We start from the raw sequence: 21,418 nt of genomic DNA, 5'->3' as shown, positions 1-21,418 counted from the left end.
CCGTAGCGGGTCAGTCGCCCTTCACGTTGACCAGCTGGCGCAGCGTGTGCCGGACCTCCACCAGATCCGCGGCGTCGGCCATGACCTGGTCCACGTCCTTGTACGCCGCGGGGATCTCGTCGAGGAAGGCGTCGCTGTGCCGCCACTCGATGCCGCGCATCGACTCCTCCAGCTGGGCGCGGGTGAACGTCTTCCTCGCCCGGGTCCGCGAGAACACCCGCCCGGCGCCGTGCGGCGAGGACTCCAGCGACTCCGGGTTGCCGAGCCCGCTGACCACGTAGCTCGCCGTCCCCATCGAGCCGGGGATGAGGCCCGCCTGCCCCTTCTGCGCCTGGATGGCGCCCTTGCGGGACACCCAGAGGTCCTGGCCGAAGTGCCGCTCGTGCTGGGTGAAGTTGTGGTGGGCGTTGATCCGCTCGAGCTCCGGCGTGCCGTCGGCCCGCATGTGCCGGGCTAGGCAGTCGGCGACCCGGTCCATCATCTCCTCGCGGTTGAGCAGCGCGAAGTGCTGCGCCCACCGCAGCTCGGCGATGTATCGGTCGAACTCCGGGGTGCCCTCGTCGAGCCAGGCGAGGTCGCGGTCGGGCAGGTCGAGCCCGTCCCGGCGGGCCTGCTCCTGGGCGATAGCGACGTGCTTCTGGGCGATCTTGTTGCCCACCCCGCGGCTGCCGGAGTGCAGGAAGAGCCAGACGCGGTCCTGTTCGTCGGCGGTCAGTTCGATGAAGTGGTTGCCCGAGCCTAGGCTGCCCAGCTGCATCGCCCAGTTCGGCGCCGTCGTCGTCACCGAGTGCAGGACGCGGTCGCCGAGCCCCTCGGCCGTGGCCTCGAGCTCGACGACCCGGCGGCGGGCGGTCTCGGTCAGCTTCTTGTTGTAGCGCCCCGCCGACAGCGGGACGGCGCGCTCGATGTCGCCGCGCAGCGGCGCGAGCGGGCCGCGGGCCCGCACCTCGTCCGCCGACCACGGGGTGCGGACGGCGATCATGCCGCAGCCGATGTCGACGCCGACCGCCGCCGGGATGATCGCCGCCCGCGTCGGTAGCACCGAGCCGACGGTCGCGCCCTTGCCCAGGTGTGCGTCGGGCATGAGCGCGACGTGCGGGTCGACGATGTCGAGGGAGGCGGTGCGCTCGGCCTGCTTCAGCGTCTCGTCGTCGAGGATGCTGGCCCAGTTCAGGAGTTTGTCGGACAGTCTTTCCACGCCCCGAGTCTGCGTGCCGCGGCCGATCGCGGCGAACGGTTTGTCGCAGGCCAGGGTCTCGGGTACGGAGCGGCGCATGGGAGCGGGCAGCGCGGCCGTGGCAGCCACGGACCAGTGGGTCGATCCCGATGACGGGATCCGGTACCCCGCCGGGGAGGTGCATGCGTGGGAGCGCGGGCGCAACGAGACGGTCTGCGGGCTGTCGCTGAGCCGCTCGCGCCTCACCCGCTTCCCGCACGTCGGCTGGCCCGACGTCCAGCCGGAGTCGGGCCGGCACGCGGAAGGCGTGCAGGTCGTGTGCCGCCGCTGCCGTGCCGCCCGGGGCGCCCGGCGGGACGAGCGCGGCTGGACGCGGACCAATCCCCGGCCGTGAGTCAGCCGGCGCTGAGCAGGCGGTCCACCAGCGGGTCGACGGCCAGGTGCAGGCCGGTGTTGCTGTAGGCGAACACGAGGGTGGCGACCACGAACAGCGGCACCAGCGCCATCTTCTCCACCCCGGCACCGGTGCGGATGGGGGAGAGGGCCAGCCGCTTCCGCTTGATCAGCCACAGCACCGGCACCGGTACGCCGGCGGTGGTGATCGCGTCGCCGAGGACGTGCGTCAGGACGCCGGCGGCCACCGCCCACGGCAGCCACGCCGGGCTGCTCATGTGGTCCAGCAGCAGCCACGCGCCGCCCCAGGACAGGACCAGGTTGCCGAGGATCGTCGTCTCGGTCCGCCCGGGGATGACGAAGTGCAGCGCCCGCAGCGCCAGCCCGATGGCCAGCGCCATCAGCAGGTAGGTGGACCAGAACGCGCCGGCGGCGAGCACCGCGAGGGCGCCGAAGGCCAGCGGGGCGAGGATCGCGTCGTGGGTGCCCCAGCGGTGCCCGCCGGACAGCGCCCCGATCGCCCCCGCCGGTACGTCGGTCACCGGGCCCCACATGTCCGACACCGTGGAGTTGCGGTGGTCGAGGTCCGGCAGCATCGCGAACCCCCCGACGGCGGCGATCCAAGCGCCCTGGGCGACCGCACCCTGCACCGGGGCCCAGGGCAGGGTCGCGGCGCCGGCGGCGAGACCCGAGAGCGCATGCGAGTGACCGAGCACGTACGGAGAGTGCCTCGCTCCGGGCATGTCCGGACGGAGGCTCGCGGTACCCATCGCCCGGAGCCGACGCGGGGGCAGGCCGAGTCAGTCGTCCAGCTCGTCGTCGTCCGTGCCGCCGCGGGCCAGCCAGGTGGCCAGCCGCTCGACCGGCACCTCGAAGTCAGGGTGCTGGTCGACGAACGCCTGCATCTGGTCGGCCAGCCAGGCGAGGGTGACCTGCTCCCCGCCCCGCCGCTCGGCCAGCTCCTCGAGGCCCCTGTCGGTGAAGTACATGCCGCAGAACCTACGACGCCCGGTCCCCAGCGGATCGGGGACCGGGTGTCGTAGGGCTTCCTGCTGCGTCAGTCGGCGAAGGCCTCGGCGACCAGCGTGCGCTGCTCGACCTCGTGCACCTTCGCCGAGCCCACGGCCGGGCTGGCCGACGCCCGGCGGCTGACCCGCCGCAGCTTCCGGTCGGCCGGCAGCTCCTCGGGCAGGTTGACCGCCATGAACTGCCAGGCCCCCATGTTGGCCGGCTCCTCCTGCACCCAGACGACGTCGGAGGCGTTCGGGTAGCGCTCGAGCTCCGCACGAATCTGCTCGGCCGGCAGCGGGTACAGCTGCTCGACCCGCACCACGGCGGTGTCGGCGCGGCCGTCGGCCTCCCGCTGCGCCATCAGGTCGTAGGCGACCTTGCCGCTGCACAGCAGCACCCGCGTGACCGCGGATGCCTCGAGGGGCTCGCCGCCGACGCCGGTGTCGGGCAGCACCGGGCGGAAGTTCTCCTCGGTGAAGTCGCTGACGGGGCTGACCGCGGCCTTGGCCCGCAGCAGCGACTTCGGCGTGAAGATGACCAGCGGCCGGTGCACGTCCGACAGCGCCTGGCGGCGGAGCAGGTGGAAGTAGTTGCCGGGCGTCGTGCAGTTGGCGACCGTCATGTTGTTCTCGGCCGACAGCTGCAGGAACCGCTCGATCCGGCCGCTGGAGTGGTCGGGGCCCTGCCCCTCCATGCCGTGCGGCAGGAGCATGACGACGCCGGAGCGCTGGCCCCACTTGGCCTCGCCGGAGCTGATGAACTCGTCGATGACCATCTGCGCCCCGTCGACGAAGTCGCCGAACTGCGCCTCCCAGAGCACCAGCGCCTGGGGGTTGGCCACCGAGTAGCCGTACTCGAAGCCGACTGCGGCGTACTCGGACAGCAACGAGTCGTAGACGAAGAACTTCGCCTGCTCCTCGGTGAGGTTGGCCAGCGGGGTGTACTCATCGCCGTTCTCCCGGTCGATGAGCACCGAGTGGCGCTGCACGAACGTGCCGCGGCGCGAGTCCTGGCCCGCCAGGCGCACGGGGACGCCGTCCATGAGCAGCGATCCGAAGGCCAGCAGCTCGCCCATCGCCCAGTCGATGCCGCCCTCGCTGGCCATCGCCGCGCGACGCTCGAGCATCTTCTGCAGCTTCGGGTGCGGGGTGAAGTCCGGCGGGAAGGAGACGTGCGCGTCGCCGATGGCTTTGAGCACCTCGGGGGTGATCGCGGTCTTCACCTGCGACTGCTCCGGGGTGCGCGGGTCCATGACCGGCTCGGGCTTCGAGGAGTCCTGCGCGTCGTGGGTCTCGGCGAACGCCCGCTCGAGCTGACCGCGGTAGTCCTTGAGTGCCTCCTCGGCCTCCTCGAGGGTGATGTCGCCGCGGCCGACCAGCGCCTCGGTGTAGAGCTTCCGGACCGAGCGCTTGCGGTCGATGATGTCGTACATCTGCGGCTGGGTCATCGAGGGGTCGTCGCCCTCGTTGTGCCCCCGGCGGCGGTAGCAGACGAGGTCGATGACGACGTCCTTCTTGAACTTCTGCCGGTACTCGATCGCCAGCCGCGCCACCCGGACGCACGCCTCGGGGTCGTCGCCGTTGACGTGGAAGATCGGCGCGTTGACCATCCGCGCGACGTCGGTGGAGTAGAGCGTCGAGCGCGCGGAGCCGGGGCTGGTGGTGAACCCGACCTGGTTGTTGATGACCACGTGGACCGTGCCGCCGGTGCGGTAACCGCGCAGCTGGGAGAGGTTCAGCGTCTCCTGGACCACGCCCTGCCCGGCGAACGCGGAGTCACCGTGCAGCAGGACCGGGAGGACGGTGAAGCCCTCCTCGCCCTTGTCGATCATGTCCTGCTTGGCCCGCACGATGCCCTCGAGGACGGGATTCACCGTCTCCAGGTGGCTCGGGTTGCTGGCCAGCGAGACGGCGATCTCGGCGTCGGGCTGGAACGGGTTGCGGAACCTGCCGGTGGCGCCGAGGTGGTACTTCACGTCACCGGAGCCCTGGACCGTGCCCGGATCGATGTTGCCCTCGAACTCGCCGAAGATCTTCGCGTAGCTCTTGCCCAGCACGTTCGCGAGCACGTTGAGCCGGCCGCGGTGCGCCATGCCGATCGCGACCTCGTCGAGGCCGTGGTCGGTGCCGGCGATGAGCACCTCGTCGAGGATCGGGATGACCGACTCGCCGCCCTCGAGGGAGAACCGCTTCTGCCCGACGTACTTCGTCTGCAGGAACGTCTCGAACGCCTCGGCGGCGTTGAGCCGGCCCAGGATGTGCTTCTGCTTCTCCCGGTCGGGCTGCTCGTGCTTGACCTCGATGCGCTGCTGGAGCCACTCGCGCTCCTCGGGGTCGGTGATGTGCATGTACTCCACGCCGACCGTGCGGCAGTAGGAGTTGCGCAGCACGCCGAGGATGTCGCGCAGCGGCATGAGTCGCTCACCGGCGAAGCCGCCCACGGGGAACCGGCGGTCCAGGTCCCACAGGGTCAGGCCGTGCTCGAGGATGTCGAGGTCGGGGTGGGTGCGGACCTTGAACTCGAGCGGGTCGGTGTCGGCCATCAGGTGGCCGTTGCGCCGGTAGGCCTCGATGACCTCGATGACGCGGGCTTCCTTGTCGATCTGCCCCTCGCGCGTGACCCGCACGTCCGGCATCCAGCGCACCGGCTCGTAGGGGATTCGCAGGGAGCGGAAGACCTCGTCGTAGAAGCCGTCCTCACCCAGCAGCAGCGCGTGCAGCTTCCGCAGGAAGTCGCCGGACTCCGCGCCCTGGATGATCCGGTGGTCGTAGGTCGAGGTCAGCGTGATGATCTTCGAGATGCCCATCTCGGTGAGCACCTCGGGGCTCATCCCCTGGAACTCGGCCGGGTACTCCATGGCCCCCACGCCGATGATCGCGCCCTGGCCGGCGGTGAGCCGCGGCACCGAGTGGTTGGTGCCGATCGTGCCCGGGTTGGTCAGGCTGATCGTGGTGCCGGAGAAGTCCTCCATCGTCAGCTTGTTGTTCCGGGCCCGGCGGATGATGTCCTCGTAGGCGGCCCAGAAGCCGGCGAAGTCCATCTCCTCGGCGCCCTTGATGGAGGCCACCACCAGCGAGCGGGAGCCGTCGGGCTTCGGCAGATCGATGGCCAGGCCGAAGTTGACGTGCTCCGGCTGCACGAGCACCGGCTTGCCGTCGACCTCGGCGAAGGCGCTGTTCATGTTCGGGAACGCCTCGAGCGCCCGGATCAGCGCGTAACCGATCAGGTGGGTGAACGAGATCTTGCCGCCGCGCGCGCGGGCCAGGTGGTTGTTGATGACGATGCGGTTGTCGGCCAGGAGCTTGGCCGGCACCGCGCGCACGCTGGTCGCCGTCGGCACGGTCAGCGACGCGTTCATGTTCTTGACCACCGCGGCGGCGGCGCCGCGCAGCGGCGACTGGCTGCCGTCCGCGACCGGGAGCTTGGGCGCGGCCTTGGCGGCGGGCTGGCTGGACTTCTGCACGGGCGAGCTCCCCGTCGGCTGGGACCCGGCGGCCGGGCGCGGGACGTCGGGCTTCTTCGCGGCGGCGGGCGCCTCCGGCGCGGGAGTGGCCGGGGCCGCCTGCTTCGGGGCCGCCTGCTTCGGGGCCGCCGCGGGCGCGCCGTCACCGGCCGGCGCCTCGCCTCGGTCGCCGCCACCGACCGGACTGCCCGGCCGGTAGTCGGCGAAGAACTCGTGCCACGCCTGATCGACGCTGGACGGGTCGGCGAGGAACTGCTGGTACATCTCCTCGACCAGCCACTCGTTGGTGCCGAAACCGGCGACCGGGGACGAGGCGGACGACGGTCGGGATGAACTCACGCTTGACACGGGGTCGAGTGCCTTCTTCGTCTCGGGGCTGCGTCTGAGGGGCGTCGCTGAACCGGGTGCCGAGTCTACGCCCGTGTGCGGGGGCTGACCGGGTGCGGAGCCGCTCCCGCGTGCCCCGCCCGGAACGAGGTCAATGGCTCGCCCCGCGCGCGACGAGGAGGTCGGCCAGGGCGTCGGCACCACTGGCCTCTCCCTCGTCGGCGCGGCGGTGGCGTGCCGCGGCGACCCGGCTGATGTCGAGCGCGCTGGCGCCGTCGTGGGTGGTGGCGTCGACGTCCGCGCCGGCGTCCAGGAGCAGCCGGACGATCTCCGGCGAGGCGCCGGTGCCGCCGGCCGCCACGGCCGTGTGCAACGGGGTGCGGCCGGTGTCGGGATCCCGGCGGTCGACCTCGGCCCCGGCGTCCAGGAGCAGGCGGACCAGCTCCAGGCGCCGACCCTCGGCTGCGGCGTGCAGCGCTCCGCCGTCGGGGTCGGCGCCCCGGTCGATCAGGAGCCGCGCGGCACGGGCCGCGCCACCGTAGGCGGCCCACGCGAGCAGGTCCAACCCGGTGGTGGGGTCGGTGAGCGGGGCACCGCCGTCGAGCTCGGCGGTGAGCCGGTCGACGTCGTCGAGGTAGGCCGCGCTGGGCGCGTCGACGACCGCACCGAGCTCCACCAGCATCGGCACCAGACCGGGTGCGTGCTCGAGCGCCACGTGTAGCGGGGTGCGGTGACCGTCGGTGCGCGCCGCCAGGTCGGCTCCGGCCTCCACCAGGACCGGCACCACGTCGGCGCGGTCGCAGGCGACGGCGAGGTGCAGCGGCGTCCAGCCGCCCTCGCCCTGCCGCTCCACCGAGGCGGTGAGCAGGTGCGGGGCCTCGGCGACGGCGGCGCGGACGTCGTCGGCGTGCTCCTCGGCGATCATCCGGTCCAGTCGCTGCACGGTCATGCGGGTCGTCACGCGGTCTCCGTTCTCCGTTCGGGGCGCCCGGCGCGTGGTCTCGCCCGGACGGGGATCGTGCGCTGTCCGCCGGCGCCTCAGGCGATTCCTCGGGTCCGACTCCGTGCCCCGGTCCGCTCCTCGCTCGTTCCTCGCTGCGATGCTCACGGGGCTGTCGTCAGACGATGTCACGCCGGACGGCCAGGAACGTGCCCAGCACGGCGGCCACCAGACCGTAGCCGAGCAGCAGGACGCCGCCCTGCCACGCCTCCAGGACGTCCGGGCCCTGGAAGGTCGCCGTGAGCGCCTCGAGGCCACCGCCGGGCAACCACTTGTACGCCGTGCCGACGAACTGGCGGATCAGCGCCTCGATGACGAAGAGGTAGACCAGGGCGCCGACGATCGCCCCGATCTGGTTGCGGATGAGCGCGCCCAGGCCGACGCCGATGACCGTGTAGATCACCAGGGCCAGCGCCGAGGTCAGCACGACGCGGAGGTTGTCGCCGGTGAGTGCGGGGACGTTTCCGCGGCTGCCCGCGAACACCGCCAGGACGGCGTAGTTGACGGCGGTGACGACCACCGCGAACGGCACGGCGACCAGGGCGTAGGCCACCAGCTTGGCGATCACGACCTGGCCGCGGTGCGGCGTGGTGAGAAACGTCGGGGTGGCGGTGCGGTGGCGGTACTCCTGCGTCATCCCGATGACGCCCAGCACGAGCATGAGGACGACGGAGTTCGCCGGCCCCGCGAGGGCCAGCTGCTCGAAGGTCGGGGTGCCCACCGGGGGGATGCCCACGCCGCCCTGGCTGTCCCCGGCGAACGCGGTGAGGAGGACGGTGGACAGGACCGCCAGGGCGACCGCGCCGATCAGCAGCCCGATCCAGACGCGGGTGGTGAACAGCTTCGTCCACTCGGCACGGACGAGGCGCATCATCGGGTGGTCTCCTCGGCGACCGGACCGGCCGAGGGCGCGGCGAACTGCCCGCGCCCGGCGGTGAGCTGGAAGTAGATCTCCTCGAGGCCGCTGGTCTGCGAGCGCAGCTCGTGCAGCTCGACCCCGGCGGCGAAGGCGCAGGCCCCGATCTCGGCGGTCGTCCGACCGCTGACGGTGAGGGCGTCGCCGTCCAGCGAGACGCCGGTGCCGTCGGTACGGAGGGCCTCGGCCAGCCGGGCGGCCTCCGGGCTGCGCACCAGCACGGTCCCCGCGCCGTCGGCGCCGGACCGCAGCTGCTCCATCGAGCCTTCGCGCACGAGCTGCCCGGCCCCGACGATGACGACCCGGTCGACGGTCTGCTCCACCTCCGACAGCAGGTGGCTGGAGACGAGGACCGTCCGCCCCTGCTCGTGCGCGAGGTGGCGGAGGAAACCGCGCAGCCACTGGATGCCCTCGGGGTCGAGGCCGTTGGCCGGCTCGTCGAGCACCAGGACCGCGGGGTCGCCGAGGAGCGCAGTGGCCAGTCCGAGCCGCTGCCGCATGCCCAGGGAGTAGCCACCCGCCCGGCGCTGGCCGGCGTCGGCGAGCCCGACCTGCGCGAGCACCTCGTCCGCGCGCTGCAGCGGCAGTCCGGCGGCGCGGCAGTAGACGCGCAGGTGGTTGCGTCCCGACCGGGCGGGGTGGAACGCGGTCTCCAGCACCGCCCCGACGGTGCGCAGCGGCTGGGAGAGCGACGAGTAGGGCACGCCGTCGAACGTCGCGGTGCCGGCGTCGGGGTTCAGCAGTCCCAGGACCATCCGCAGGGTGGTCGTCTTGCCTGCGCCGTTGGGGCCCAGGAAGCCGGTCACGGTGCCGGGCTCCACGGTGAACCCGAGATCGGAGACCGCCCGCACGCTCCCGAAGCTCTTCGTGAGACCGCGGATCTCGACCCGGACGGGGTCGACCCTCGCCGTCGTGCCGCTGGAAATGGCCTGCTCCCCTCATCGGTCCTGGTGAGTTCCATCCAAGCGCACCCGGCGACGTCCGCGGGAGCCCCGCGCCGCGCGGGGGCTCCCGGCTGCGCCGGGCGGCATCCGTTCGCGTGACCACGGGCACACCAGCCGCGGCGATCCCATAGAGTGCGCGCCGTGAGCGAGCCCGCCAGCGCGTACTCCACGGTCGTCGTCGGAACCGACGGGTCGGAATCGTCCCTGCGTGCGGTCGCCCGCGCCGGTGCCCTCGCCGGCGCCTGCGGGGCGACCCTGGTCGTCGCCTGCGCCTACCTCCCCACGGAGGCGGACGAGCGGGAGCTGGCCCGCGCCCAGGACGTCCTCGGGGACGAGGCCTACCAGGTGGTGGGGGCGCACCCCGCGGAGGACACCGTGCGCACCGCGGCCGAGCGAGCAGCTGCCGCCGGTGCGGGGAAGGTGCGCACGGTCGCGGTCATGGGTTCCCCGGTCGAGACGCTGCTGGACGTGGTCCGGCGGGAGAACGCCGACCTGCTGGTCGTCGGCAACCGGGGGCTGAACGGGATCAAGGGCCGGCTGCTGGGTTCGGTCCCCGCCGATGCGACCCGTCGGTCGCAGTGCGACGTGCTCGTCGTCCACACCACCGACTGAGGTCCGGCGAGGGCATGGACGCCGACGCCCCGGTACCCGACGCCCGCGAGGCCATGGAGCGGCTCCTGCTCGACGGTCCGCGCCGGTACACCCGGCTGCAGGTGCATCAGCGGGCGGGCATGCCGCCGGAGCGCACTCAGCGGCTGTGGCGGGCGCTGGGCTTCCCGGACGCCGCCGACGACGACCCCGCGTTCACCGATGCCGACATCCACGCCCTCGGCGTCCTGTCGGACCTGATCAGGTCGGGGTTCGTGGACGAGGACACCGAAGCATCGATCGCGCGGGCCATGGGACAGGCGCTGTCGCGGCTGGCTGACTGGCAGGCGGACATGCTCGCCGACGCCCTGACCCGGACCGGGCCGGACGGCGAGCGGCGGCCGGCCTCTCCTGAGGAGGCCGTGGCGGTCGCCGGCGCGATGCTGCCGAAGATGCTCCAGCTTCAGAGCTACGTCTGGTTGCGCCACCTGGCGGCGAACGTCGACAGGTTGCTGGCGGCGACCGGACCGGGGGACCGGCGGGAGCTCGCGGTGGGCTTCGCCGACCTCGTCGGCTACACCTCCCGCAGCCGGGGCATGGGTGGCCGGGAGCTCGGCGCGATGGTGGAGGACTTCGAGAGCATCGCGGCCGAGGTCATCGCCCGGCACCACGGCCGGGTGGTGAAGACGGTGGGGGACGGGGTGCTGTTCACCGCCCGGACGGCCACCGACGCCGCCGGCATCGGCCTCGAGCTGCCCGGTATCTGGGCGGCCGCCGACCGCCCGCCGTTGCGGGTGGGCGCGGCCTACGGCGCCGTGCTCACCCGGCTCGGTGACGTGTACTCGCCGGTCGTGAACCTGGCCAGCCGGCTCACCTCGCTGGCCCGCCCCGGGGCGCTCCTGGTCGACCGCGACCTGGCCGACCGGCTCCGCGGGCTCCCGGGCTACCGGGTACGGCCGCTGCGCCGGGTGTCGGTGCGCGGCTACGACCACCTGCAGCCGTGGCTGGTCCGCCGCCCGGCGGGTGCCGCCGGCGAGCACGACAGCGACAGCGGCTACGACGAGAACGCGTTCGACGAGGCCGGTGACGACCCCGACGCCTGAGCTGCCGGGGGGTCGGGTCGGCGCGTCCCCGACGTCGGCTGCCGGCCGACCGCGACGGCTTGGCAGGCTGTAGGGGTGAGCGCCACCCTCGTCGCCCGCGGACTGTCGGCCGGTCACGGCGCCCGCGTGCTCTTCTCCGACCTCGACCTCGTCGTCGCGCCCGGCGACGTCGTCGGGCTCGTGGGGGTGAACGGCGCGGGCAAGTCCACGCTGCTGCGCATCCTGGCCGGGGACCTCCCGGCCGAGGCCGGCAGCATCGCGCTCAGCCCACCGAGCGCGACCCTCGGCTACCTCCCGCAGGAGCACGAACGGCGGGCGGGGGAGACGGTGCTGGCCGCGCTCGCCCGGCGCACCGGCGTCGCCGCCGCCCAGGCGGCCCTGGACGCCGCGACCGAGGCGCTCACCTCCGGTGCGGCGGGCGCCGATGACGGCTACGGCGACGCGCTCGAGCGGTGGCTCGCCCTCGGTGGGGCCGACCTCGACGAGCGGGCCGCCGAGGTGGTGGCCGACGTGGCGCCCGGTGTCGCCCTCGACGCGCCGACCGCCGGGCTCTCCGGCGGCCAGGCCGCCCGCGTGGGGCTCGCCGCGCTCCTGCTGTCCCGGTACGACGTCCTGCTGCTCGACGAGCCGACCAACGACCTCGACCTGGCCGGGCTCGACCAGCTGGAGCGGTTCGTCACCGGCACCCGGGTCGGCGTGGTGGTCGTCAGCCACGACCGCGAGTTCCTGGCCCGCACCGTCACCCGGATCGTCGAGCTGGACCTCGTGCAGCAGCTGGTACGGGTGCACGACGGCGGCTACGAGGCCTACCTGGTCGAGCGCGAGGTGGCCCGGCGGCACGCCCGCGAGGAGTACGAGGGGTTCGCCGATACGAAGGCATCGCTCGAGGCGCGCGCGCGGATGCAGCGGAACTGGATGGCCAAGGGGGTCCGCGACTCGATCAAGAAATCCAAGGACGGCGACAAGCACATCAGGGCCGCCAACCGGGCGTCCTCGGAGAAGCAGGCGGCCAAGGCCAAGCAGACCCAGCGCATGATCGAGCGCCTGGACGTCGTCGAGGAGCCCCGCAAGGAGTGGGAGCTGCGCATGGAGATCGCCGTCGCGCCGAGGGCGGGCGCGGTGGTGGCCACGTTGCGCGGGGCCGTCGTCCGGCGGGGCGGGTTCACGCTGGGACCGGTGGACCTCCAGATCGGCTGGGGGGACCGGGTGGCCATCACCGGGGCCAACGGCTCGGGGAAGTCCACCCTGCTGGCCGCCCTGCTCGGCCGGGTGCCGCTGGACGACGGCGCGGGCTCGGTGGGCCCGGCCGTGCGGATCGGCGAGATCGACCAGGCGCGGGGGCGGTTCCTCGGCCCCGAGCAGCTGCTGGACGCGTTCGGCACCGAGGTGCCCGACTGGCCGACGGCGGAGGTGCGGACGCTGCTGGCCAAGTTCGGCCTCACCGCCGACCACGTGCTCCGGCCGGCCGTCACCCTCTCTCCCGGGGAGCGGACCCGCGCGGCCCTGGCGTTGCTGCAGGCGCGCGGCGTGAACGTGCTGGTGCTCGACGAGCCCACCAACCACCTCGATCTGCCGGCCATCGAGCAGCTCGAGCAGGCGCTGGCCGACTACCCCGGCACCCTGCTGCTGGTCACGCACGACCGGCGGATGCTCGAGGCGGTGGCGACCACCCGGCGGTTCGAGGTGGTCGGGGGCCGGGTCACCGAGAGCTGAGGCGGTCAGCCGGCGGGAGCGCCCAGCTCGTCGGCGACGCCGACGGTGTCCATGCCCGACCACGTGTCCGAGACGTGGTGGGCGAGCACCATGAGGTCGCGCAGCTCGCCGTCGCGGCCGCGGATGTGGTCGCGCAGCAGCGCCTCCCCGGAGAAGCCCAGGTCGGTGAAGAGTGCCAGGGCCGCCCCCTGCTCGGCGACGACCTCCACGACGAGCTTCGACAGACCCGACGAGACGGCGCCCACCAGGGCCTGCCGGGCCAGCTCGCGCCCGAGCCCGCTGCCGCGGCGGGACGGCGCGACGACCAGCCGCACCTCGCCGACGTGGTCCGACCACCCGGGGAGCGGCCGGACGGCGACGTAACCGGTCACGTCGTCTCTGCCGTCCCCACCCTCCCCACCGGTGTCGACCGCCACCCAGCGGCCACCGGCGGAGTCGCCGGTGGCCCACGAGCGGACGGTCTCCGGGTCGGTGACCTCCTCCTTGATGAAGGTCAGGTCGCCCTCGGGGAGTTCTCCGAAGAACCGCAGCAGCGCGTCGCAACGCTCCGGTCCGAGTTCCACCACCGCCACGTCAGGCCTCTTCTCTCGCGTCGTCGGCATCCAGTGCGTCGCTGCGCCGCCGGATGAAGTCGATGATGGTCGGCACCGTCGTTTTCGCCGCGGTGCGTCCGACGACCAGCCCCATGTGGCCGGCGTCGAGGCACAGCTCGTGCTTGTCGGGGGAACCGATCAGGTCGATCAGCGGCGCGGTCGCGTCCGGCGGGACGATGTGGTCGCGGTTGGCCCGCACGGTCAGGAACGGCACCTGGATGTCGGAGAGGTGCACCCGGTCGCCGCCCACGGTGAGCCGGTCGTTGACCATCCCGTTGTTCCGCACCAGCATCTCCGCGGTCTCCCGGGCAGCCGCGCCGGGGAACGGCACGTGGTCGTCCGACCAGCCGGTCATGGCCTGGTAGGAGGCGACGTACTCGTCGCTCCAGAGCCGTTCCCAGAGCGTCACGTACCGGGTCACCTCGGCGGTCGGGGTCAGGGTCCGGAACCCCTGGACGACGACCGACGGCGGCACGTTGCCGTCGGGGCCGAGGACCGAGCCGACGTCCATGCCGCCGACGCTGAAGATGTCGGCGAGCGGGCCCATGTGCTGGAAGTCGACCGGCGTCGCCAGCACGGTCAGGCTGCGCAGCGGGGCGTCGGGATGGTGCGCGGCGTAGAGCAGCGCGAGGTCGCCGCCGAAGCAGTAGCCGAACAGGTTCACCTCGTCGGCACCGGACAGCTCCAGGACCCGGTCGATCCCGGCCGGGATGTAGTCGTCGACGTAGTCCTCGAGCCGGTTCTCCGCGTCCCGCTCGTCGGGTTCGCCCCAGTCGAGCATGTACACGTCGAATCCCGCATCGAGCAGCTGCTCCACGAAGCTGTTGCCCGGCGTGAGGTCGAGGATGTAGCTCCGGCTGATCAGGCTGAACACCAGCAGCAGCGGCGGCCCGTAGCGCACGTCGTCGTTGCGGTAGTGCCACAGCTGGGTGCGGCCGCGCTGCCAGACGACGTCCTTGGGGGTCTGCCCGACGCCGGGGCGGTCGACGCCCGCCGCAAGCTTGATCCCGTTACGCGCCCGTAGAGCGTTGCGCTCGACGTCTCGCCGGACGCGGTCGAGCACCGTCTGCGGGCTGGGCACCGTCGGCATCGTCGTCCTCCGTGGTCGCGGGTGTCGTCGTCTCGGGGGGCCGGGTGCGCGCGGGGGCCGAGGCCCGTCGCCGCTCGGACTCCAGTTGCAGGGTCAGCCGGCGGACCTCCCGGTCCAGGGAGCCGATCTGCGCGCGCAGCCGGCTGATGTCGCTGCCCGCGGGCAGGTTGAGCAGGTGCCAGGCGCGGGCGCTGAGGCCCTGCACCGAGCGGCCCGCGAGGGTCTGCGCCCGGCGCACCAGAGCGGTGCCGAGGGCGAAGTGCTCCGAGCGGACCAGGCTCTCCGCGTGGGGTGCCACGGCCCGTTCGGCGGCGTCGAAGGCCTGCCGCCACAGCGGTGGCGACGGTGGTGGTGTGCGGGGGGCCGGCTGCTGGGTCATCGGGTCCCCACCTCCTGGGGAACCTCCACCGACCGTCGCAGGATCTTCCCCGTCGGCCCCTTGGGCAGGGTGTCCACCAGCCACAGGTGCCGCGGGTACTTGTAGGCGGCCACCCGCGACTTGACGAACTCGCGGAGCTCCTCGACCTCGGCGCCGGCCCCCGGCTTCAGCGCGACCGCCGCGGCCACCTCTTCACCCAGGTCGGGGTGCGAGATGCCGATCACCGCCACCTCGGCCACCGCCGGGTGCTCGTAGAGGGCTTCCTCGATCTCCCGCGGGTACACGTTGTAGCCGCCGCGGATGATCATCTCCTTCTTGCGGTCGACGATGAAGAAGTAGCCGTCGTCGTCCTTCCGGGCCAGGTCGCCGGTGCGGAACCAGCCGTCGGGGATCGCCTTGGCCGTCTCCTCGTCGCGCTGCCAGTAGCCCGTCATGACGTTCTCGCCGCGGATGGCGATCTCGCCGACCTCGCCCGGACCGACGTCCTCGCCCTCGTCGTCGACCAGTCGCATCTCCACGCCGCGGATCGGGGTGCCGATGGAGCCCGGCTTCCGCGCGGCGTGCGGGTGGTTGAAGGAGGCGACCGGCGAGGTCTCCGACAGGCCGTAGCCCTCGAGGATGATGCAGCCGAACCGCTCCTCGAACGACCGCATGATCTCCACCGGCATGGCCGACCCGCCGGAGACGCACAGCCGCAGGCTCGACACGTCGTGCCGGTCGGCGTCGGGCTGGTGCAGCATCGCCGCGAACATCGTCGGGACGCCCTCGAAGATGGTCACCCGGTCGCGTTCGATGACCTCCAGCGCCTTGCCGCCGTCGAACCGGGGGATGAGCGTGAGCAGCGAGCCCCGCAGGACGGCGGTGTTGAGGCCGCAGGTCAGCCCGAAGACGTGGAACAGCGGCAGGCAGCCCATGATCACGTCGTCGGGGGTGTTCTCGGCGAGGGTGTCGGCCGTGGTCACGGCGTTGCGGCCCAGGTTGGCGTGGGTGAGCTCGGCGCCCTTCGGCTGCCCGGTCGTGCCCGAGGTGTAGAGGATCACCGCGAGGTCCTCGTCGGACCGCTCGACCGGCTCGGCCAGCGGCTCGTCGGCCATCAGCTCGGACGGGGACGCCGGCCCCACCACCACGGCCTCGACGCCGACCGTGCCGGCCGCCTCGCGCACCGGCTCGGCGGTGGACCCGAGGGTGACGACGACCCGTGCCCCGGAGTCCTCCAGGTAGTACTGCACCTCCCGCGCCTTGAGCAGCGGGTTCATGGGGACGACGGCGGCCCCGGCGAGCAGGGCGCCGTAGAGGACGACCGGGAACGCCAGCACGTTGGGCAGCACCAGGCCCACGCGGTCACCGGGTCGCACGCCACGGCCCTGCAGTGCCGCGGCGACCCGCAGCGCGGCGTCCCGGAACTCGCCGTAGGTCAGCACGGCGTCGTCCATCCGCAAGGCGGGGCGGCTCTCTCGCTCGGCGGCCGAATCGAGCAGGTTCTGCGCGAGGTTGGTCATGCGTGGTCCTCCCTGTGCCCTGAGCTGGACTGGCAGCCCCTACCCGGCTCGACCGGTGATCTACCGCACAGGGCGGATACGGTGGCGGGACCGCCCACCGTCTGCGAGGAGATCCCCGCTCATGCCCGACCGCCCGATCCTCGACCTCTTCCGCCTCGACGACCGCGTCGCCGTCGTGACCGGCGCGTCCTCCGGGCTCGGCGCGGTCTTCGCCCGGACGCTGGCCGAGGCCGGCTGCGACGTCGTGCTGGGCGCCCGCCGGGTCGACCGGCTGGCCGACACCCAGCGGTCCGTGGAGGCGGCCGGGCGGCGGGCGATCGCGGTGGCCACCGACGTGTCGAAGCCCGAGGACTGCCAGGCGCTCGTCGACGCCGCCATGGCGGAGTTCGGCAAGGTCGACATCCTGGTGAACAACGCCGGGGTCGGCACCGCCGCTCCGGCGACGCGGGAGGCCCCCGAGCAGTTCCGGCAGGTCATCGAGGTCAACCTCAACGGCTGCTACTGGATGGCCCAGGCCTGCGGCCGGGTGATGCAGCCGGGCAGCTCCATCGTCAACATCTCCAGCGTCCTCGGCCTGACCACCGCGGGTCTGCCGCAGGCGGCCTACGCGGCGAGCAAGGCGGGGCTGATCGGGCTGACCCGCGACCTCGCCCAGCAGTGGACCGGCCGCAAGGGCATCCGGGTCAACGCCCTGGCGCCGGGCTTCTTCACCTCGGAGATGACCGACCAGTACCCCGAGGGGTACCTGGAGTCGCAGCTGTCCCGGGTGCTCGTCGGGCGCAAGGGTGAGCCCGAGGAGCTCGCCGCCGCCCTCGTCTTCCTTGTCAGCGACGCCGGCGGGTACGTCACCGGCACCACCATCCCGGTCGAGGGCGGGATGCTCACCAGCTGAGCGGCGCCTCGGCGGCGAGCTCGGCCGGGGCGGTGCACGGCAGCACACGGCCGGCATCCGGATCCGGCTCCGGCAGCGCCGCCGTCCCCCCGCCGGCGCGCGGGTGCGGACGACGAGGCTGGCGGCTGCCGCTGCCGCCACCGCGGTGCGGGTAGACCAGGACGCCGTTCACCGGGTCGGGAGCGGCGTCCAGCGCCGCCCGCACGGCGGCCGAGTCGCGGAAGCCGTCGCGCTGGGTCTCCTCGTCGAAGACGAACTCGAGGACGACCCCCCACCGGTGCTCGTGCTCGTCCCAGAACCGGGCACCGGAGGTCACCGCCGTCTCGACCAGCAGGTCGTGCCAGGCGCGCAGCCACCCCGCGGCGGGCGTGCCGCCGTCGAAGACCTCGATGGTGACCCAGTTCACAGTTGGCCGACGCTACGCGCGTCGCCGCTGGCCGGGAACCCCGGCGGAGCGGCGGTCACGCTGGGCGTTCGACGCGATCGATCAACGCGGTGATCCGGTCTGTCCTAGGAATGGCCGGGTGACGCAGCTTCCCGGACAGGGTCGTCCTGCCCGGGGGAGGCCGCGGTGGCCGCCCGGGGCGCGGGTGCGGACCGGAGCGCGGTTCCCGGACTGCCTGACCGGCGGCGCTCTGCGCCGGGCGAGGCGTACTGCGGCGGTGCGGGCCGCCCGAGGTGGTAGCCCTGCCCGGACTGCACGCCCAGCGCCTCCAGGGCGGCGAGCTCTTCGGCCGTCTCGATGCCCTCGGCCACGAGGTCGAGGTGCAGGGTCTGCCCCAGCGCGACGATCGCCCCGATGACGGCTCGGTCCTCGCAGCTCGTGGCGACGCCGTCGACGAAGGACTTGTCGATCTTGAGGATGTCGATGGGGAAGCGCCGCAGGTAGCTCAGCGACGAGTATCCCGTCCCGAAGTCGTCGAGGGCGAGCCGGACGCCGAGGGCCTTGAGCTGCTCGAGCTTGAGCGTGGTGCCGGTGGTGTCCTGGGCGAACAGCGACTCGGTGATCTCCAGGGTCAGCCGGTCCGGTGCCAGGCCAGAGGCCCGCAGTGCTTCGGTGACGTCGTCGACGAGGTCGGGGTGCCGGAACTGGCACACCGACACGTTGACACTCATCCGGGGTGCCCTGCCGTCGATCCGCTGCCAGGCGGCGGCCTGACGGGTGGCCTCCCGGAGGATCCACCGGCCGATCGGGACGATGAGGCCGCTGTCCTCGGCCAAGGTGATGAACTGCGCCGGCGGCACCAGCCCCCGCTCCGGATGCTGCCAGCGCACGAGCGCCTCGTAGCCGTTGATCTCACGGGAGGCCAGGTCGACGATCGGCTGGTAGTGCAGGACGAGCTCGTGCCGTTCCAGCGCCTGGTACAGGCCGGCCTGCAGACGTTCGCGCTCCAGGTGGTCGGCGTGGTGACTGGGCTGGAACGCCTCGCAACGACCCTTGCCGCTGGTCTTGGCCACGTACATGGCGATGTCGGCCGCGCGGAGCAGGCCGATGCCGCTGACGCCGGCGGTGGCGGTCGTGGCCAGGCCGATGCTGAGCCCGGCCCGGACCATGCGGTCGACGACGAGTACCGGTTCGCGGAGCGCGCCGAGGATGCGCTCGGCCACGCGAAGAGCCATCTCGCCGCTCTGCGGGCCGCCGAGGAGCACGGCGAACTCGTCACCGGCCAGGCGGGCGAGCGTGTCGCCCGGACGCAGGCAGGCGCCGACCCGCTGGGCCACCACCTCGAGGAGTGCGTCTCCGCCGTCGTGGCCGAGCGTGTCGTTGACCGTCTTGAGGTTGTCCAGGTCCAGGAACAGCACCGCAGCCGGGGTACCGGTGTCGCGTTCGAGCTCCTCGGCGGCGCGCAGGCGGTCCATGAACAAAGCCCGGTTCGGCAGGCCGGTCAGCGGATCGTAGAACGCCTGGGTCCGCAGTTGCTCCTCGAGCTCCCTGCGGTCGCTGACGTCCCGGGTGGTGAGCACGACGCCGGTGACGGCGGGGTCGTCCAGGAGGTCGTTGACGACGGTCTCGGTCCACCGCCAGGAGCCGTTGCGGTGCCGTATCCGGACGGCGGGGCAAGGAGCCGGGGACGGCCCACGGACGACCGAGGCCAGCTGATCGCGGAAGGTCCGGGCGTCCTCGGGGTGGACGAGCGCGTGGATGTCGGTGCCGATGAGCGTCCCGGGTGGGTAGCCGAGCACCCAGCCGACCGACGGGGTCTGGTAGGTGACCGTGCCGGCGGGGTCGACGACGGTGATGACGTCGGAGGCGTTGCGCACGAGTGAGCGGAAGTGTTCCCCCGCCTCGAGTGCGTCGAGCAGGCTGTTGAAGGCCTGGGCGGTCTCCCCGAGCTGGTCGTCGGAGTCCACGCGGATGCGCTGGGAGGTCGACTGTGCCCAGTCGCCGGTGCGGCTGGCCTGCGAGATGCCCTGAGCCACCGACCGCAGGTGGCTGCTGAGCACGGCCAGCCGGCCGCCGACCAGGCAGCGGCACAGCGCGTAGCTGAGGGCGCCGACGAGGAAGCCGGCGCCGAGGCAGGCCGCCTGGAACAGCGGGCGCTCGGCGTACTCGGCGGGCACGCCCAGGCCGGTCGCGAACGGCGGGAACACCAGCCCGACGGCGATGCCGAGTCCGATCATCCAGACGGCCAGGTCCCAGAAGACGCGCGACGTCAGCCGGAACCCGCGCCGACGACGGCGCACGGTGCTTATCTCGATCGGAACCGGGCTCATGCCCAGTCCCTCGTCAACCGGGGGCAGCACGTTGAGCCTGCCGCCCGGAGATCACCACAACGGGTCGGTACAGGTTCCGGTCGCCGGGTTGCGCTTGAGTAACCGCGATCCGCAGCCGATGGCATCACCATGCGACCGGCATTCGACATGACCGCGGGCCGACTCGTCGGTGAGGACGTCCAGGTTCCGACGCGCGGTGGGCAGTTGACCCGCTACGTCGACCTGGACGCTGCCGCGACCAGCTCCGCCTCCGTCCGGGTGGTCCAGGCCGTCCAGGACCTGCTGCCCTGGTACTCCAGCGTGCACCGGGGCGCGGGCGCCAAGTCCCGCTACACCAGTGCCCGGTACGAGGAGGCACGGGAGGGCGTGCTGCGTCTGGTGGGGGCCGATCCGCGCTCGCACGTCGCGGTCTTCACCCGGAACACCACCGAGGCGCTCAACGCGCTGGCCTTCCGGCTGGACCTACGGCCCGACGACGTGGTGGTCACCACGGCCGTCGAGCACCACGCCAACCTCCTCCCGTGGCGCCGGCACGCGCGGCTGCGGGTCGTCGACGTCGACTCCAGGGGGACCTTCACCCCGGAGCAGGTCGTGACCGCACTCGACCGGAGTCCCGCGCCGCGCGTCCTGGCCGTCAGTGGGGCATCGAACGTCACGGGCTGGGTACCCGACCTCGCCGCGATCGCCACCGCCGCGCGGGAGCGGGGTGTGTTCGTGGTGGTCGACGCGGCCCAGCTGGCACCGCACCGGCCCATCGACATGACGGCGCTCGGAGTGGATGCCCTGGCCCTCTCCGGCCACAAGATGTACGCGCCCTTCGGGTCCGGGGCCCTGGTCGTGCCGCGACATGTCCTCCGCCACGGCGAGCCGCTGCTCGCCGGCGGCGGTGCGGTCAGGGCGGTCTCGTTCGGCGACGTGGTCTGGGCCGATGCCCCCGACCGCGACGAGGCCGGGTCGCCCAACGTCCTCGGCGCCGTCGCCCTGGCCGCTGCCGCCGACGAGCTGCGGAGCGACTGGCCCGGACTGCTGGCCCACGAGCGGGTACTGACCGAGGCGCTGGACGCCGAGCTGAGCACGGTCCCGGGGCTCCGGCGCTATGGACCCAGCTCGGGGGACCGGCTGCCGGTCGCCGCTTTCAACCTCGAAGGCGTGCCGCACGGACTGCTGGCTGCCCGGCTGTCGGCCGAGTACGGGATCGGCGTGCGCAGTGGCTGCTTCTGCGCCCACCCCTACATGGCCCGGCTGCTGGACCTGACCGAGAAGCAGGTGGAGCGCTTCCACCAGGACGCCCGCGCCGGGCGCCGCCAGTTGCCCGGAGCCGTGCGCGCCAGCGCCAACCGGGCCACCTCGATCCGGGACGTCATAGCGCTCGGGGAGGCCCTCCGTGCCATCGCCGCGACACCGGAGGACGGCCTCCGCTACCGCATCGACGTGCACGGGGACCACGTCCCACCCGAGGTCCGCGACCACGTCCCTGCGGGAGCTTGATCGGGTGTCGCATCGTCCGCCTGCCGGTGCGACGACGTGCGCGGAGCAGCAGCCAGTCATGCCTCGCCGACCAGTTGCCGACCGCGCCGAGACCCCGCGGGCGGATGCGACCAGTGCTGGCCGACCG

19 protein-coding genes are annotated in these 21,418 nt (G+C 72.8%); 6 read left to right on the top strand and 13 right to left on the bottom strand.

Annotated features, from left to right (window positions below):
• Window positions 1–10: 10 nt before the first annotated feature.
• The gene (locus tag BLASA_RS18210; protein WP_014377687.1) at window positions 11–1,198 is read right to left on the bottom strand and encodes an RtcB family protein; all 1,188 of its coding nucleotides are present in this window, start codon (window positions 1,196–1,198) and stop codon (window positions 11–13) included.
• A gap of 76 nt (window positions 1,199–1,274) precedes the next feature.
• Between BLASA_RS18210 and BLASA_RS18205 the strand changes: the two genes are divergently transcribed.
• Entirely contained in the window at window positions 1,275–1,571 is a 297-nt protein-coding gene (locus BLASA_RS18205; RefSeq protein ID WP_014377686.1) for a hypothetical protein, read from the top strand.
• Window position 1,572: 1 nt separating this feature from the next.
• Here the strand turns inward: BLASA_RS18205 and BLASA_RS18200 are convergent, their stop codons facing one another.
• The 6 genes from BLASA_RS18200 to BLASA_RS18175 form a co-directional block, all read right to left on the bottom strand.
• Window positions 1,573–2,286 carry a metal-dependent hydrolase gene (locus tag BLASA_RS18200; RefSeq protein WP_014377685.1) on the bottom strand — a complete coding sequence of 238 codons (714 nt, stop codon included), beginning with the start codon at window positions 2,284–2,286 and terminating at the stop codon, window positions 1,573–1,575.
• An 84-nt stretch (window positions 2,287–2,370) separates the two neighbouring features.
• Window positions 2,371–2,559 (bottom strand): DUF6104 family protein, encoded by a 189-nt coding sequence (locus BLASA_RS18195; protein ID WP_014377684.1) that lies wholly within the window; start codon window positions 2,557–2,559, stop codon window positions 2,371–2,373.
• Window positions 2,560–2,627: 68 nt separating this feature from the next.
• On the bottom strand, window positions 2,628–6,383 hold the full coding sequence (locus tag BLASA_RS18190; RefSeq protein ID WP_041775837.1) for a multifunctional oxoglutarate decarboxylase/oxoglutarate dehydrogenase thiamine pyrophosphate-binding subunit/dihydrolipoyllysine-residue succinyltransferase subunit: 3,756 nt from the start codon (window positions 6,381–6,383) through the stop codon (window positions 2,628–2,630).
• 139 nt (window positions 6,384–6,522) lie between these two features.
• Entirely contained in the window at window positions 6,523–7,332 is an 810-nt protein-coding gene (locus BLASA_RS18185; protein ID WP_014377682.1) for an ankyrin repeat domain-containing protein, read from the bottom strand.
• A 157-nt stretch (window positions 7,333–7,489) separates the two neighbouring features.
• Complete coding sequence (locus BLASA_RS18180) at window positions 7,490–8,245, bottom strand: ABC transporter permease (RefSeq protein ID WP_014377681.1); 756 nt, start codon at window positions 8,243–8,245, stop codon at window positions 7,490–7,492.
• Window positions 8,242–9,138: an ATP-binding cassette domain-containing protein gene (locus tag BLASA_RS18175; RefSeq protein ID WP_014377680.1), complete on the bottom strand. Its 897-nt coding sequence runs from the start codon at window positions 9,136–9,138 to the stop codon at window positions 8,242–8,244. Before BLASA_RS18175 ends, BLASA_RS18180 begins: the two co-directional genes overlap by 4 nt.
• 234 nt (window positions 9,139–9,372) lie before the next feature.
• Between BLASA_RS18175 and BLASA_RS18170 the strand changes: the two genes are divergently transcribed.
• From BLASA_RS18170 to BLASA_RS18160, 3 genes are all read left to right on the top strand, one after another.
• Window positions 9,373–9,843 (top strand): universal stress protein, encoded by a 471-nt coding sequence (locus BLASA_RS18170; RefSeq protein ID WP_014377679.1) that lies wholly within the window; start codon window positions 9,373–9,375, stop codon window positions 9,841–9,843.
• Between the two features lie 14 nt (window positions 9,844–9,857).
• A complete protein-coding gene (locus BLASA_RS18165) occupies window positions 9,858–10,922 on the top strand; it encodes an adenylate/guanylate cyclase domain-containing protein (RefSeq protein WP_014377678.1) in 1,065 nt (354 codons plus the stop codon).
• Between the two features lie 75 nt (window positions 10,923–10,997).
• Window positions 10,998–12,635: an ABC-F family ATP-binding cassette domain-containing protein gene (locus BLASA_RS18160; RefSeq protein WP_014377677.1), complete on the top strand. Its 1,638-nt coding sequence runs from the start codon at window positions 10,998–11,000 to the stop codon at window positions 12,633–12,635.
• 5 nt (window positions 12,636–12,640) lie between these two features.
• Here BLASA_RS18160 and BLASA_RS18155 read toward each other — a convergent pair whose 3' ends face one another.
• The 4 genes from BLASA_RS18155 to BLASA_RS18140 are packed head-to-tail and all read right to left on the bottom strand — an operon-like array spanning window position 12,641 to window position 16,196.
• A complete protein-coding gene (locus BLASA_RS18155) occupies window positions 12,641–13,198 on the bottom strand; it encodes a GNAT family N-acetyltransferase (protein WP_231839492.1) in 558 nt (185 codons plus the stop codon).
• Window positions 13,199–13,208: 10 nt separating this feature from the next.
• Window positions 13,209–14,318 (bottom strand): alpha/beta fold hydrolase, encoded by a 1,110-nt coding sequence (locus tag BLASA_RS18150; protein ID WP_041775836.1) that lies wholly within the window; start codon window positions 14,316–14,318, stop codon window positions 13,209–13,211.
• On the bottom strand, window positions 14,239–14,697 hold the full coding sequence (locus BLASA_RS23660; RefSeq protein ID WP_014377674.1) for a hypothetical protein: 459 nt from the start codon (window positions 14,695–14,697) through the stop codon (window positions 14,239–14,241). The genes BLASA_RS18150 and BLASA_RS23660 overlap by 80 nt, the downstream gene beginning before the upstream one ends.
• Complete coding sequence (locus tag BLASA_RS18140) at window positions 14,694–16,196, bottom strand: long-chain-fatty-acid--CoA ligase (RefSeq protein WP_014377673.1); 1,503 nt, start codon at window positions 16,194–16,196, stop codon at window positions 14,694–14,696. Before BLASA_RS18140 ends, BLASA_RS23660 begins: the two co-directional genes overlap by 4 nt.
• A gap of 121 nt (window positions 16,197–16,317) precedes the next feature.
• On the opposite strand from BLASA_RS18140, the gene BLASA_RS18135 reads away from it, so the two are divergent.
• Window positions 16,318–17,088, top strand: coding sequence for an SDR family NAD(P)-dependent oxidoreductase (locus BLASA_RS18135; RefSeq protein ID WP_014377672.1), 771 nt, complete (start codon window positions 16,318–16,320; stop codon window positions 17,086–17,088).
• Here BLASA_RS18135 and BLASA_RS18130 read toward each other — a convergent pair.
• Together BLASA_RS18130 and BLASA_RS18125 are read right to left on the bottom strand one after the other, a co-directional pair.
• Window positions 17,078–17,494: a hypothetical protein gene (locus BLASA_RS18130; RefSeq protein ID WP_014377671.1), complete on the bottom strand. Its 417-nt coding sequence runs from the start codon at window positions 17,492–17,494 to the stop codon at window positions 17,078–17,080. The genes BLASA_RS18135 and BLASA_RS18130 overlap by 11 nt on opposite strands.
• A gap of 104 nt (window positions 17,495–17,598) precedes the next feature.
• Window positions 17,599–19,803 (bottom strand): putative bifunctional diguanylate cyclase/phosphodiesterase, encoded by a 2,205-nt coding sequence (locus tag BLASA_RS18125; protein ID WP_014377670.1) that lies wholly within the window; start codon window positions 19,801–19,803, stop codon window positions 17,599–17,601.
• Between the two features lie 147 nt (window positions 19,804–19,950).
• On the opposite strand from BLASA_RS18125, the gene BLASA_RS18120 reads away from it, so the two are divergent.
• Window positions 19,951–21,291 (top strand): aminotransferase class V-fold PLP-dependent enzyme, encoded by a 1,341-nt coding sequence (locus tag BLASA_RS18120; RefSeq protein WP_166486584.1) that lies wholly within the window; start codon window positions 19,951–19,953, stop codon window positions 21,289–21,291.
• The last annotated feature ends 127 nt before the right edge of the window (window positions 21,292–21,418 follow it).

Origin of the sequence: Blastococcus saxobsidens DD2 (assembly GCF_000284015.1) — a bacterium.
GTDB lineage: Bacteria > Actinomycetota > Actinomycetes > Mycobacteriales > Geodermatophilaceae > Blastococcus > Blastococcus saxobsidens_A.
This window is presented reverse-complemented; position numbering and strand designations above follow the sequence as displayed.

Coding starts and splice junctions, on each gene's coding strand:
- BLASA_RS18205 (WP_014377686.1), top strand. CDS start 1,275: ATGGGAGCGGGCAGCGCGGCCGTGGCAGCCACGGACCAGTGGGTCGAT.
- BLASA_RS18195 (WP_014377684.1), bottom strand. CDS start 2,559: ATGTACTTCACCGACAGGGGCCTCGAGGAGCTGGCCGAGCGGCGGGGC.
- BLASA_RS18180 (WP_014377681.1), bottom strand. CDS start 8,245: ATGATGCGCCTCGTCCGTGCCGAGTGGACGAAGCTGTTCACCACCCGC.
- BLASA_RS18165 (WP_014377678.1), top strand. CDS start 9,858: ATGGACGCCGACGCCCCGGTACCCGACGCCCGCGAGGCCATGGAGCGG.
- BLASA_RS18150 (WP_041775836.1), bottom strand. CDS start 14,318: ATGCCGACGGTGCCCAGCCCGCAGACGGTGCTCGACCGCGTCCGGCGA.
- BLASA_RS23660 (WP_014377674.1), bottom strand. CDS start 14,697: ATGACCCAGCAGCCGGCCCCCCGCACACCACCACCGTCGCCACCGCTG.
- BLASA_RS18140 (WP_014377673.1), bottom strand. CDS start 16,196: ATGACCAACCTCGCGCAGAACCTGCTCGATTCGGCCGCCGAGCGAGAG.
- BLASA_RS18135 (WP_014377672.1), top strand. CDS start 16,318: ATGCCCGACCGCCCGATCCTCGACCTCTTCCGCCTCGACGACCGCGTC.
- BLASA_RS18125 (WP_014377670.1), bottom strand. CDS start 19,803: ATGAGCCCGGTTCCGATCGAGATAAGCACCGTGCGCCGTCGTCGGCGC.
- BLASA_RS18120 (WP_166486584.1), top strand. CDS start 19,951: ATGACCGCGGGCCGACTCGTCGGTGAGGACGTCCAGGTTCCGACGCGC.